The following is a 12,927-nucleotide window of genomic DNA, read 5'->3' as shown; positions in this document are numbered from 1 at the left end:
ACATTGCTGGCAAAGCTTGCTGCCGCGGTGAATGTGCTTGCAATAAAGCGTTGTCATCGCGCGAACTAGCCATAAAGGCTGGCGTTTAGGCGCGTACGTTGTCGGTTGAATTTTCATAGCCGCGCTATTTTGCTCAGCCGCATTTAAATTCCTTTGACAAAGATCAAGCTTTGGTGAAGAAGTCGCCGGCTTACATTTGTGCTTCAAACTTCAATTTCTGCCGATAACACTTTCGCGCAGGCGACATAAATATCATTTTCACGCAGCGGCTTACCAATATGTCCTTGCATACCGTTACTGATGCAACGCCAGATATCATCTTTCAATACATTCGCAGTCATCGCTACGATCGGGGTGTATTGATTGAAGTTATTCGTTGAACGGATTTGTCGTGTTGCTTCAAGGCCATCCATCATCGGCATCTGAATGTCCATAAATATGATGTCATAACCCTGAATTCTGGCTTTATCGACGGCAGCAACGCCATCTGTGGCCTTATCAACCGTGAAACCGAATTTAGCCAACATCTTTTCTGCAATCATCAGATTAATTGCATTGTCCTCAACCAGCAGGCAATGTTTGCCCCTAAACGCCCCGTTATGTTGTTTAAGGATCTCCTTACCCTTAGCATCACAGCCATTTTTCTCAATTTGCAGAGGGAGGAAGACTTCAAACTCGGTACCACGTCCCAGCTTACTGTCAACACCAATGGTACCGCTCATCAGATCAATCAGCTGCTTGGTGATAGCAAGTCCTAACCCTGAACCGCCAAATTTGCGCGTTGTAGAAGCATCTGCTTGCTGGAATTCATCGAAAATCACCTGGTGCTTTTCGGGAGGGATCCCAACACCCGTATCCTTAACCCGAATGCATACCCCTGTGTATCCTCCAATTTCCTGCTGCATAGATATACTCAGGCTAACCACGCCGTTTTCAGTGAATTTCAATGCATTGGAAACCAAGTTCAACATCACTTGCTCAATACGGTGCGCATCGCCTAGAAAACGTCGGGGGCAAGCATCCTGATAACTGAACTCAAACGCGAGCTGGGGCTTGTCATTGATAGTGGGAAGCATCAAATCACGAACGTATCGACCCAGCTTTTCCAGATCAAAAGGCGCTTCTTCAAGTTTAAGATGATTCGACTCTATCTTGCTGAAGTCGAGAATATTGTTGATGAGCGACATCAAGCCACGGGATGAGTGAGCAATCACTGACAAGTATTCAGCCTGTTTGCCAGACATAGGCTCATCCTGCATCAGGGAAGCGGCACCTAGAATGCCATTCATTGGTGTGCGGATTTCATGGCTGATATTGGCAAGAAATAGCTGCTTTGCTCGCGCGGCTCCAATTGCACGCTCCCTTGTCTCAACAAGGTTCGAACTGAGTTGATTGAACTCAGATACCAGCATACCAAGCTCGTCTTTCTCAGGGTAATCAATCGGCGAAAATGGGGCATCGCCCTTCTGTTGGATAAGTGCATTCCGCACCTTCGCCATGGGGCGCACAATTTGGAAATGAATCGAGACATAAGTAATACACATCAACACAACAGCAACGAGTGCCATTGCGAAGAAAAGGTCATTCTTAAGCTTGGTCGCTTCAACCAGCAACAGGCGCTCTGGTAGAGCTCCCACCAAGGTCCAGTTGGTGTCAGGTAAGGTACGACCAAACACTAAGGTCGTTTCATCCAAAATAGGATCAGTTTCCAGCTTATGGATGAACAGACGCTCCGTACTCTTGAACACCGACAGGTTAGGCATCAGATCAGACGCTACAGAAACTGCGTAGCCCAAATCAATTTCAGGTGATGACGCCACCATCGCTTTTGCCAATTCCATGACATTCTGGTCGTTCTGTCGAAGTAATCGCTCACCTTGTGTTGCCTGACTGATTACTAGCGCTAGCTCTGCAAAATCAGGCTCAGAAGCAGCAATTTCTTTCACACCAGGCAAAGGCGTTAGGGAAGGGTCATCGGAATACTTGGCTTCGGGGAAAGACATCATCGCGCCGCCCCGATCAAACATTAACATGTAGCCGCCGAGCTTCTCTCCACTGCGTGTCAAAAACGCCTGGAGTCGCTCCAGTTTGACATCAATAGTCACCGCACCGACAAACTGTTTTTCCCTGAACATAGGCACGGTGCAGGTAACCATAGGCTCATTGGTGTAAGGGTCAATATATGCGCGGGACCAATAAACCTTATCTCTGGCATATCTTGCTGGTGCGTACCATTCAGACAATTGATAAGGTGTCGCATCAACTTTGTTGTAATCATTGATACGATGATAAGAACCATCGTCATTGATAGCGATGAAGACCGAAGACTTCACGGCGTCAGCTTTGTAGAGGTAAGGTTCAGGCCAGAATCCACCACTGGCAACCATATCGCGGATATTAGGGTTTCGGAACATGCTCGCCAGTTGCTTCTCAATCTCGGCGTCCGTATCTTCAAGTGAGAGCGAATTAGCAAGAGAAAGAGCGATAGTGCCCACACTGTTGGAAAGCTGTCCAAGGCTCTGCGCGACAGTTTCAACCTGCGCTTCAACACGCTGGTTGGTGCTGTCCCGTACCATGCTGTTTCCGGTAGTATCAAGTACATAAACGATGGTCACCACAACCACCGCAAGCATCATTCCCAAAATCCCCTGAGCTTTGAAGCTCATTGTTTTGTACCAAGGAACGTCCTTTGTAAACACAATGATTCCTTAAGATGCCGTGACTTGGTGAGTTTTTTCTATCTCTTTCAAAACAGCCTGAATACTAACACTCAGAAGTCTTTCAAACTGCTTCACTTCATTCTCATCAATCGACACACCATTTCTCAACTGAGAATCTGCAGAGGTGCAAAACTGCTGTAATGCAGACGCACCAATGTTACCGGATACACCTTTAAGGTTGTGGATCAGCGTGCGTGCGCGCGCCCACTCCCCCACCTCTACATGTTTCCTCAGTGTTTTTCCATCATTTTGATGCTCAGCCACAAACATAGTCAGCACAGATTCTATCGCGTCTTCGTCATCCTCGAGTTGTTCTTTCAGTATTGACGGTTCGAAAAGAGGCTCATCCGGCTCAGTAAACCTGAACGCCCCACCCCCTTCGTTGAGCTTTTTATCTGCCTTTAACTTATTTGTCTTCGGCTCTATCGCCAAAGCTTCATCATCATTTTCTTTTCTGAAACTGAGAGCGAGCAAGCCAACGAGAAAACCAAAGCTAATAAACATAGCTGTCATTGTGTTATCGAGAAGCAGCAGCGTCCGCGTTGTCCAATAGCTCTGCAGTTGGGTAATTGAGCGCACAAACTTATGGTTGATGACCGCATCAACACTTCTAAGCTGACGGTTTAGCCGCTCCAAGCCGGAATAAAGCGCAAACAGTTCACTACGCGTCATACCATTGGGCATTTTGGAAAACTCAGACTCCAGTTTCGTTACATAGCTGTTAAATCGCGCTATTCGACTGCGGTGAGGTGAATCATTAAGACCATGTAATTCAAACAATAGATAGCTACTGACCTCTTGCAGCAAGCTCTTCAGTTCAGGATCTCTCGTACTATCATGTAGTTTCTTCAGTTGTTTGGTTACAGATGAGATGGAATAAATTGAGGCAAGGAGATTATCAACATCTTCAACAAAGGTATCAGCCTCCAACAAAGTGCGTTGAATGTCGTCCCAGCGGTCTTCAACAGTATGTGACTTGGTGCGGAGCAAAAGGTAACGGAAATGCTGGACTTCTTTTTCCAACTGAACCAGTTGGGTTTTCTGGTTGATCATCGAAGCCGATACGGTTTGCCTTAACTGTTGAGCCGCATTATTCAGTTTTACGACATGTCCCGCATGGTCTCTCGTGTGGTTCATATCTGAATAAGAAATCAGCGCGTAAGTCACTGAAATGCCGAATCCAGCCCATAAAAAAAGAAACAGCAATTTTTGGCCGACGCAAGAATTGCCTGAAAACATTGAGAGTTTTTTTAATCGAAGCATTTCGGACAGTGATGTCACAATCAATCCTTTGTGTAGCAATTCTGTTCCCAAACAGGAACGGAGATACGTTGTTTTAAATATTTTTGGTTGTTTCTTATAAGTTAGGCAATTTGTCTTTTTTTGCAAACAATGGCTTACAAACATGTATGACCAAGAAGACGCCATAGAGTAACGTTTGTCATCCCATGGCGTAACTCTAAATTTATTCGTCGACGTTCAAGCGCCGAGTCAGTTGTTCACGAAGGTTAGGAGGCGTGCCTTTGATTGTCAGCGTGTCAGTATTCTGATCATAGAAAATGCGCTCTCCTAGCAGCATGCTATCAAAGTTAATCGATAGGCCACCGCCACCGCCAACAAACTTTGTCAGCTTACGCATGGAAGTGCGATCTGCTGGGAAACTTTCTTCCAATTCATAGCCTTGTTCAGAAGCAAACTGGTAGAAGTCCACACCTTGATCGTTTTGGGGTAATTCGCCCGCCAGTTCTTTTACAACCACTTCATCGCCCGATTGCAACTGACCGTTGCAGTAGTCGTAAACCTGCTTACGGTATTGCTGCTTCTCTTCTTTATCCAGGCGAGAATCGGCACAGTAATCTTCCACAGCCTGCATCAGCACCAGATTTTGCTGTTTGGAATCCATGCCCACTTCTGCTTGCATAAAATCAAGGAAGAAGTCTGCGACTTTGCGGCCTACGCGACCTTTAACATAGGTCAGGTATCGGTTGGATTCCGCGTCGCTCTCCCATGTAGAGAGGTCAATACGCGCAGCGATGTCCATCTTGGCAACATCAAGATAATCCGTGCTACTGATTTCAAGGTCATCCGTGACTTTCATGCTCGATTTGGATTCTAACAATCCAATGAAGAGATATTCTGTTGCCAGCGAGCGGTACTCAGCGATGACCAGAACACCTTCATCAGCAAAAGGATACTTCGACAACTCGGTCTTAAGACGCTCGGCAGAGTGCGAAGAGAACGTCAAAAACTCCATTTCTTGCTTGCGGCTGGCCTTCAACCACCCACAAAACTCACTATCTTCAGCAAACTGGCCAAAACCTTTACCCGCTTTCGCGTTATATATACGATGGATTTCACTGATAAGATTTTCCGTCGAAGGTGAGTGGTTTAATGGTTGATCTCTCAGTTGAACAACCAGTGTGTCTTCACCCTCTTTTTTGATTTGATGAAGAATAACGTTTGAAAGCGTGAGGCTCATAATTGAAAACATTTTTCGTCGGACTAGAGTGTGAGGTATTATACGCGGCTTCTCCTGATACAAGACAAGAGTTTCTATGCCTGTTACTTCTAAATATCAAGATAAAAACGTTGAACAGATCCTGAGCGATGTGGTCAATGTTCTTGAAAAGCACAAGGTATCTACTGACCTGTCGTTGATGGTTGTTGGTAATATTGCAACAAACATCATTAACAACAATTTGCCAGCAGCTCAGCGTAAAGTTATCGCTGAAAAATTTGCTCAAGCTCTGCTGTCTTCTATCGATACAGAGTAATAAGCCGCGTCAAAAAACGACACGCAAAAGAATAAAGAGAAGAATAGACCTTATATGGTAGACAGTGGAAACACCTACAGGGATAAAGTATCCCAGCTCGTGAGCTGGGGGCACTGGTTCAGCTTTTTCAACATTATCGCAGCCATGTTGCTGGGCACTCGCTATATCGCTCAGTCTGGTTGGCCAGAAACATTGCTAGGTCAGACCTATCAATTGCTGACATGGATTGGTCACTTCGGTTTTCTGGTTTTCGCTGTCTATATTCTGGTTATCTTCCCAGCAAGCTTCATTATCCCTTCACAACGGTTAATGAGGCTATTTGCTGTTCTGGTTGCCACTGCAGGCATGACTGTCCTGCTGTTGGATATCTACGCCTACGAGACCATGCATCTCCACCTCAATCCTTTGGTTTGGGAATTGCTGCTCAGTGGCGAAAAGACGGACATGAATGCCCACTGGCAATACCTGTTTGTTGTCGTACCCGCTATCTTCTTGCTAGAGCTCATTATTTCGGAATGGGTCTGGCGTAAACTCCGTAAACTTTCACGTAAACGAGTCGGTGTGCCCATTGCCACCGTGTTCGCGTTCTGCTTTATCGGTAGCCATCTGATCCACATTTGGGCAGATGCTTTCCTTTACAGCCCGGTTACCGCACAGCGCTCTAACTTCCCAGTTTCTTATCCCATGACGGCAAAAACCTTCATGGAAAAATACGGTCTGCTTGATCGCCAGGAATACCAGCGTAGGAAAGATGCCATTGGCGATCAGGAAAGTGACGTCATCCGCTACCCTCTGGAAAAACTGTCTTTTGCTTCAGACGCACAGAGCTTTAATCCGAACCTATTGGTAGTGATGGTCGAAAGCTTACGCGCGGACATGCTTGACCCTGTGGTAATGCCAAACCTTAATCACTTTGCTAACAGCAACCTCAAGTTCTCGCACCATTACAGTTCGAGCAACGACGCTATGGCAGGGGTTTTCGGCCTCTTCTACGGCCTACCAGGAAGCTACGCACAAAGTGCACGCACCGAGGGTTTGAGTCCGCTAATTATCGATACATTAGCAAAGCGTAACTACCGCTTTGGCCTGTTTAGCGCTGACAACTTTGAAAATCCAATTTATTACCAGAGCATTTTTGGTAAGCATTTAGAGCAAGCCTCAAATGTCCAAGCCTCAGAAGCCTGGGTCGCAGACCATATTTCCACTGACAATCTCGATAATTGGATCAAAGAAGGTGATGTGAAGAAGCCATGGTTTGCTTACCTTGAGCTGAAAAGCGTCACAGAGTTTGAACAAGGCGGGGATTACGAACGTCCATTCCAGCCCTCACTCGACAATGACATGGCAAGTGTTGGCGAACAGACGTCGTTAGTGCTTAAAAACAGCTATAACAACGCGGCGTACTATGTGGACACTCTGCTAGGTGAAATGCTTGACACACTGGAAGAAAATGGTCAACTCGACAACACGGTGGTTATCATTACTTCTAACCACGGTACTGAATTCAACGAAACTGGATCTAACAGTTGGGGTGCAAACACTAACTACAGCAAATACCAACTTCAGGTTCCACTCGTCATGCATTGGCCAAATCAAGAAGCGCGTGACGTCGACGTTTATAGTTCGCACCTTGATATTGTTCCGACACTGATGGAATCCATGTTGGCGGTAGACAGTCCATCGACCAATTACACCAGCGGCCGTAACTTGTTCGAGCTTTCAGAAAAGCCAAGAAAGTGGGTGATAGCAGGTGATAGCCGTGACATCGTTGTGGTTCAGCCAGACAAAACTACTGTGGTGGATAAATTTGGCAACTACCGCGTGTATGACAGCAATTACAAACTGCAACCTGAAGGAAAGCCCCAACTATCTGTGCTGATGCAAGTGATGCACGAGTTGAAGCGCTTTTATCACCCGGAAGAAAATTAATTGAAGTAGTCACCGTCAAGGTGGCTTCTTTTTATCCAAATGATTGAAATTCGCGGATTTAACAAAGAAAGACGATTGACAGTCTCATACTGTGTTCGTACCATGAACCAATTGTCGGTCTGTAGCGCAGCTTGGTAGCGCACTGTCATGGGGTGTCAGGGGTCGGAGGTTCAAATCCTCTCAGACCGACCATCTATTTAAGCCCACAGCTTTTTAGCTGTGGGCTTTTTCGTTTCTGCTTTCTTGGTTAGTATTCATTTCCTCATTTAAATTATTTGGATAGCGAAATGGACGTCTCTATCGAGTTTGGCGCCTTACTGATTGTGCTTGGCTTTGTCGCAGGCATTATCAATACCCTTGCAGGTGGCGGCTCAAACCTCACCATACCGGCACTAATTGTGTTGGGTATGCCTGCTGAAGTAGCGAACGCTACCAACCGTGTTGGTGTATTTATGCAGAGCGTCTCCGGCGTAGCTGGGTTTCGCCACCACAAGCGTCTGGATAGCCAAGACTTACTGCCTATCCTTATTCCGACTCTGATCGGCGGCGCAGTTGGAGCAGGAGCTGCGGCCTGGCTTCCTTCTTCCATCATCAAACCTCTTCTACTCGGCACCATGCTATTAATGGCTTTTATCATGCTGGTAAAGCCCCAGGCAGTCATGCCCGAAGAGGGTGAGCTCTCTAGAAAGGTCAAAGACACGCCTGCATCCTGGATTGGACTTGGCATTGCAGGTTTTTATGGCGGATTTGTACAGGCAGGTGTGGGGTTTGTATTGATAGCTGCGCTCTGCGGCACCTTACGATACGATCTCGTACGCGGCAATGCCCTAAAATTGGTCTGTACCCTCGCTTTTACTTCTGTGTCTCTCGCCATTTTCATTTGGCACGATTTGATTCTTTGGTTGCCCGGTTTACTGTTGGCGTTCGGCTCTATGTTTGGCGCGTGGCTAGCCGTGAAGTTCGCCATCAAAGCAGATCCTAAGCTCCTTAAGTGGTTCCTGTTTTTGATGACACTCGCGGGCGTTATCTTTGCGTATACAAGCTAACAAGATGCATAGATTTTTACCGATATATCAATAGAATAACCTTAAAAAGGACAAACTCATTACCTAGATCACACGCCAGTGAACTCCGCTGTGAAGTCTGTCGAATATGAAGGGAAATTAGACATTGCTAAAAAGAATTGCTGTCATACTGTTCATTTAAAGATTAGAACTAAAATCACATTTTTCGTCAGTAGTCAGTAAAGGGAGTCGTGGGCATGATCGCTTTGGATTACGCATTCTGCCTGAAAACAGGCGAAGCGATTTGTCCGCAAGAAAACCTGAATGCATTCTGTTTGGCTTTGGGTCAAACGTTCAGCACTCTTGCTGGAGATAGCCACTGCCAAATATTACTCAAGTCTGAGCGTAGCTCAGACTGGAAGCAACTTGCTGATATTCAGCCTGATAATCTAAATGTCGCCTTGCCTACCGTTGAGCTAAATGAATCAAATCAAGCTTTGCTTTTGAATCTTCTCGCCGCTGACGATCATAAGCTTCGGAATAACCTGTACCATCTGTTGCTCCCACTAAATATGCGTGGTGAGTTATTAGGTTGTCTGGTGATTTCAACAAGCCAAGAAATTAGCGTCGATGCCCATGCGAAAAGTATGCTGGCATTACTGCTTTCTGGCGCACTGGACAGCCACCTACAACACCAGTTATTAGCTTGTGAACAAGCCAAGCACAAAAATACCGAAAAGAAACTGGTGCAAGAAGTCTGCTCACAAAAGGGGCTCTTAGAACAACTCCATATTCTACACAAAATCTCGTTGAGACTCTGGCATGCACACTCCATGGACAACATGCTTCATACAGCCGTCTATGAATGTATTCATGCACTCGATTTTGACCGCATGGCGATATTCCTGCTTAACAGCCACACCGGCTTGATGCGGGGCACGTATGGAACAGATATCGAAGGCAAAGTCACCAACGAGCAATGGTACTGTACAGCGATTCATGAGCATCACCACGCCAAGACAACGCTGGACAAGAAGCGCCACATCACTATTAACGAGGACTCTGAGCTTTATCATGACAGCAAGGAAGTTGGCACTGGGTGGAATGCCACTATCTCGCTTTGGGATGGTGATGAACCGATTGGTTGGATAGCCTGTGACAACCTAATCACTGGGACTCCGTTAAAAAGCTACCACAGTGAGCTGTTGAAGCTATTAGGTGTCACCATGTCGCAACATCTTATTCAACGTCGCGCTCAGGACGACCTCAAAGCCTTGAACCTCTCATTAGAACACCGCGTCGCAGAAAGAACTTCTCAGCTAGAGGATGCCAATAAGCGCTTAAACCAGATTTCCCGTGAAGACAGCCTGACCCATGTGCCGAACCGCCGAATGTTGGATGAAAGGCTGGAAGAAGAATGGCGTCGTGCTCTGAGATACCAAACACCACTAACGATACTGATTGTCGATATCGATCATTTCAAACAGTACAACGACAAATACGGCCATGCTTTGGGCGATCAATGCCTGACCCAAGTTGCTGAAGCGCTTAGTCAGGTTGAGAGGCGCGCAGGCGCCCTGTTGGCACGATTCGGCGGAGAAGAGTTTGTTTTCCTACTACCGGGCAGTAACCGAGAGAATGCGATATCTGTGGCTAACCGCGCGCTAGAAGCCGTTCGCAAACTAGAAATCCCTCACGGTGATTCGCCAGTTGCGCCGTTCGTAACCATCAGTGCGGGCGGTAAAACCACCATTCCAGAAAAACCAAACAATCAACAACAACTGTTTATTGATGCAGATGTCGCGCTCTACGAGGCGAAGAGCGCGGGAAAGAATCAGGCTTTCGTTTTATAGCGGCGCTTCTTATTAGGCGCTCTTCCCTTACCTTTCTTAAAACGGTTAGGTTGTGCTGGCAGCGAGCGCAAGCTGTCAGGCACAAGACCTTGTCTGACGGTTTGCATCAACACATTCAGCTCTGATTCCAATGCTGTCATAAAGGGCTGGTAAGCGCCTTTCTTCTCTGCCATATCATGCAACTGACGCTCCCATTGCGCCGTCATATCCGGATAAGCTGCTTTCTCTGGCAACGCATCAATCAAACCTTTGCCAGAAGCAGTAGAACGGATCTGCTTTCCTTCCCGGGACAGAAGACTTCGCTTGAACAACAAATCTAAAATTCCAGCCCGGGTTGCTTCTGTGCCTAGCCCGTCTGTATCGCGCAGAATTTTCTTTAACGAAGAATCTTTCACGAATCGGGCAATCCCTGTCATTGCCTGCAGCAACGTCGCTTCTGTGAAATAGCGCGGAGGCTCTGTCATGCAATCTTTGATGTTGCCACGGGCGCAAGTCAACACAGTGCCTTTATCCAGTGGAGGTACCAGACTTTCGATATCTTCATTTTGCGCTGATTTATCTCGGGACATCAGCGCTCGCCACCCCGGAGACATCAACTTTTTCCCTTTTGCGATGAAAAGACCACCCGCTATTTCAAAATCCAGTTTGGCTTCTGCATACTCCGCTGCAGGGTAGAACTGCATCAGATACTGACGGGCGATCAACTCATACACATCACGTTCACGTCCACTCAATGCACTACTGCTTTTCGAAGTAGGAATAATCGCGTGGTGAGCTTCGACTTTGCTGTCGTTCCAAGCTTTCGATTTGAGGGAGAGGTTGGCATTGCTGACCGCAGTCGATAAAGCCTCAGACGTGTTTGCTATTGCTGAGGAGACACTTTTCGCCTCACTGAAATGACCTTTTGGTAAGTAGCGGCAATCTGAACGTGGATAAGTGATCACCTTGTGCTTTTCATACAACGCCTGACAACAGGCCAGCACATCAGCGGCGCTCATATTAAAACGCTTGGCCGCATCAATCTGCAATGCAGACAGGCTGTAAGGTAACGGCGGCGTTTGCTTGGTGGATTTACGCTCTGATTTGGTCACTGTCGCTGGCTGACTTTCAATACGACGCGCAACGTTTTCGACAAGGTTTCTCGCTAATACCCGCCCTTCTTCATCCTGCCAGGGTTGGCAGGCTTCACTCGGCTGCCAACGTGCAAGAATATCACTACCTTGGTACGGAATAACCGCATCCAATTGATAGAAAGGCTTTGGGATAAAGGCTTCGATTTCCCTGTCTCGACGAACCACTAGCCCCAACACTGGCGTTTGCACGCGACCGACGGAAAGCACACCCTGATATCCCGCCTGCTTTCCAAGCAAGGTATAAGCGCGGGACATGTTCATGCCGTAGAGCCAATCCGCTCTTGAGCGCGCCAGTGCTGACACTGAAAGCGGCACAAAGTCCATGTTGCTACGTAGGGATGACAACGCCTTTTTAACCGCCGAGGTGTTCAGGTCATTGATCAGTAGACGCTTGATTCGTTTTTTCTTGGCTTCAGAAAGCTTGGCGTGACTGAACACTTCATCCACCAGCAACTGACCTTCACGATCCGGGTCGCCTGCATGCACGATATCATCAAACTGCTTGAGCAGTTTTTTCACCACGCCTAATTGTTTAGCGGCAGATTTGCGCGGTTTTAAGATCCATTGCTGCGGAAGAATAGGAAGATCGTCGAGTCGCCAGGTTTTATATTTTTCGTCATAAGCTTCTGGCTCTGCCTGCTCCAGCAAATGGCCGATACACCATGTCACCGTGTCACCGTTTCCAGCAACAACATAGCCTTCATGATTTTTGTGGGGCTTGGGAAGTGCTGCGACAATCGCGCGGCCTAGGCTGGGTTTTTCGGCGATAAAAAGTCTGGTCATATCGTTGGAGGTCTCGGACGATGAACCCACAATTTATCGAAATTCAGACAAGTTAACAAGAATTAACTGGATATACATCCAGTTAATTCTTCAATAGTGCGAAGGCCGATTTTACAAGTACGTCACGTACTTTGCGGTATCACGCTTTGGTGCGCTAGCGGGTGTGCAATCCGGTGTACCCACGTAAAGGAACCCCACGATCTCGTCGTCACCTGACACGTTAAACGCTTCTCGAACAACAGGGTGATAGGCCCATTTCCCGGTGCGCCAAAAACCCTGAAAACCCTGTGCAACCGCTGCCATCTGCATTGCCTGTGCCGCACAGCCTGCAGAGATGTACTGCTCAATCACAGGCACTTTATCATGTTGCTTGGTGCGGGCAATCACAGTGATGACCATGGGGGCGCGATAAGGTGACTTGGTCGCTTTCTCCACTACCGCGTCCTCTTCATTGTCGGCTTCTGCCGCACTTTTCAAAATGGCAGATAGCTTATCCAGCCCATCTCTGGTCGCAACGACAAACTCCCAAGGCGTCAACGCGCCATGATCCGGTGCCCTGAGGCCTGCTGCCAACATGTTATCTAATGCTTCGCCAGTTGGGGCTGGAGCCAGTAAACGAGGAATTGAGCGGCGCTGGGTAAGAAGAGTTATCGCGTCCATATATCGTCCTGATAAGAATTAAACATTACTTCCCCAAAATAACACAAAACCCGAGAGGCGAATCCACTCGG

9 protein-coding genes and 1 tRNA gene are annotated in these 12,927 nt (G+C 47.2%); 5 read left to right on the top strand and 5 right to left on the bottom strand.

All coding sequences use genetic code 11. From position 1 onward, the window contains the following. Window positions 1-203 precede the first annotated feature (203 nt). The 3 genes from GMA8713_RS09070 to yejK are packed head-to-tail and all read right to left on the bottom strand — an operon-like array spanning window position 204 to window position 5,199. On the bottom strand, window positions 204-2,699 hold the full coding sequence (locus GMA8713_RS09070; protein WP_232314403.1) for a hybrid sensor histidine kinase/response regulator: 2,496 nt from the start codon (window positions 2,697-2,699) through the stop codon (window positions 204-206). A 9-nt stretch (window positions 2,700-2,708) separates the two neighbouring features. Beyond that, window positions 2,709-4,148, bottom strand: a complete 1,440-nt coding sequence (locus GMA8713_RS09065) for an Hpt domain-containing protein (protein ID WP_232314402.1) — start codon at window positions 4,146-4,148, stop codon at window positions 2,709-2,711. A 37-nt stretch (window positions 4,149-4,185) separates the two neighbouring features. Continuing rightward, window positions 4,186-5,199 carry a nucleoid-associated protein YejK gene (yejK, locus tag GMA8713_RS09060; protein ID WP_062708242.1) on the bottom strand — a complete coding sequence of 338 codons (1,014 nt, stop codon included), beginning with the start codon at window positions 5,197-5,199 and terminating at the stop codon, window positions 4,186-4,188. A gap of 76 nt (window positions 5,200-5,275) precedes the next feature. Here yejK and GMA8713_RS09055 point away from each other — a divergent pair, with 76 nt between their 5' ends. The 5 genes from GMA8713_RS09055 (at window position 5,276) to GMA8713_RS09035 (ending at window position 10,280) form a co-directional block, all read left to right on the top strand. Beyond that, window positions 5,276-5,494, top strand: coding sequence for a DUF1414 domain-containing protein (locus GMA8713_RS09055; RefSeq protein ID WP_062660799.1), 219 nt, complete (start codon window positions 5,276-5,278; stop codon window positions 5,492-5,494). A gap of 54 nt (window positions 5,495-5,548) precedes the next feature. After that, window positions 5,549-7,423 (top strand): DUF3413 domain-containing protein, encoded by a 1,875-nt coding sequence (locus tag GMA8713_RS09050; RefSeq protein ID WP_062708239.1) that lies wholly within the window; start codon window positions 5,549-5,551, stop codon window positions 7,421-7,423. Between the two features lie 115 nt (window positions 7,424-7,538). Beyond that, window positions 7,539-7,615: transfer RNA gene (locus GMA8713_RS09045), tRNA-Pro, on the top strand. A 95-nt stretch (window positions 7,616-7,710) separates the two neighbouring features. Beyond that, window positions 7,711-8,469, top strand: coding sequence for a sulfite exporter TauE/SafE family protein (locus tag GMA8713_RS09040; protein ID WP_062708235.1), 759 nt, complete (start codon window positions 7,711-7,713; stop codon window positions 8,467-8,469). 215 nt (window positions 8,470-8,684) lie between these two features. Further along, on the top strand, window positions 8,685-10,280 hold the full coding sequence (locus GMA8713_RS09035) for a GGDEF domain-containing protein (RefSeq protein WP_062708232.1): 1,596 nt from the start codon (window positions 8,685-8,687) through the stop codon (window positions 10,278-10,280). Here the strand turns inward: GMA8713_RS09035 and GMA8713_RS09030 are convergent. Both GMA8713_RS09030 and GMA8713_RS09025 read right to left on the bottom strand, forming a co-directional pair. Then, window positions 10,262-12,196, bottom strand: a complete 1,935-nt coding sequence (locus GMA8713_RS09030; RefSeq protein ID WP_062708227.1) for a DNA topoisomerase III — start codon at window positions 12,194-12,196, stop codon at window positions 10,262-10,264. The genes GMA8713_RS09035 and GMA8713_RS09030 overlap by 19 nt on opposite strands. A gap of 111 nt (window positions 12,197-12,307) precedes the next feature. Beyond that, on the bottom strand, window positions 12,308-12,856 hold the full coding sequence (locus GMA8713_RS09025) for an NAD(P)H nitroreductase (RefSeq protein ID WP_062708225.1): 549 nt from the start codon (window positions 12,854-12,856) through the stop codon (window positions 12,308-12,310). Window positions 12,857-12,927 lie beyond the last annotated feature (71 nt).

Source organism: Grimontia marina (assembly GCF_900060185.1).
In the GTDB taxonomy this organism is placed as follows: Bacteria; Pseudomonadota; Gammaproteobacteria; order Enterobacterales; family Vibrionaceae; genus Enterovibrio; species Enterovibrio marinus.
This window is presented reverse-complemented; position numbering and strand designations above follow the sequence as displayed.

Bases quoted from the DNA above. Each gene is read 5' to 3' on its own strand.
- GMA8713_RS09050 (WP_062708239.1), top strand. From the start codon at position 5,549: ATGGTAGACAGTGGAAACACCTACAGGGATAAAGTATCCCAGCTCGTG.
- GMA8713_RS09040 (WP_062708235.1), top strand. From the start codon at position 7,711: ATGGACGTCTCTATCGAGTTTGGCGCCTTACTGATTGTGCTTGGCTTT.
- GMA8713_RS09035 (WP_062708232.1), top strand. From the start codon at position 8,685: ATGATCGCTTTGGATTACGCATTCTGCCTGAAAACAGGCGAAGCGATT.
- GMA8713_RS09030 (WP_062708227.1), bottom strand. From the start codon at position 12,196: ATGACCAGACTTTTTATCGCCGAAAAACCCAGCCTAGGCCGCGCGATT.
- GMA8713_RS09025 (WP_062708225.1), bottom strand. From the start codon at position 12,856: ATGGACGCGATAACTCTTCTTACCCAGCGCCGCTCAATTCCTCGTTTA.
- GMA8713_RS09055 (WP_062660799.1), top strand. From the start codon at position 5,276: ATGCCTGTTACTTCTAAATATCAAGATAAAAACGTTGAACAGATCCTG.
- GMA8713_RS09065 (WP_232314402.1), bottom strand. From the start codon at position 4,148: ATGGCGTCTTCTTGGTCATACATGTTTGTAAGCCATTGTTTGCAAAAA.
- yejK (WP_062708242.1), bottom strand. From the start codon at position 5,199: ATGAGCCTCACGCTTTCAAACGTTATTCTTCATCAAATCAAAAAAGAG.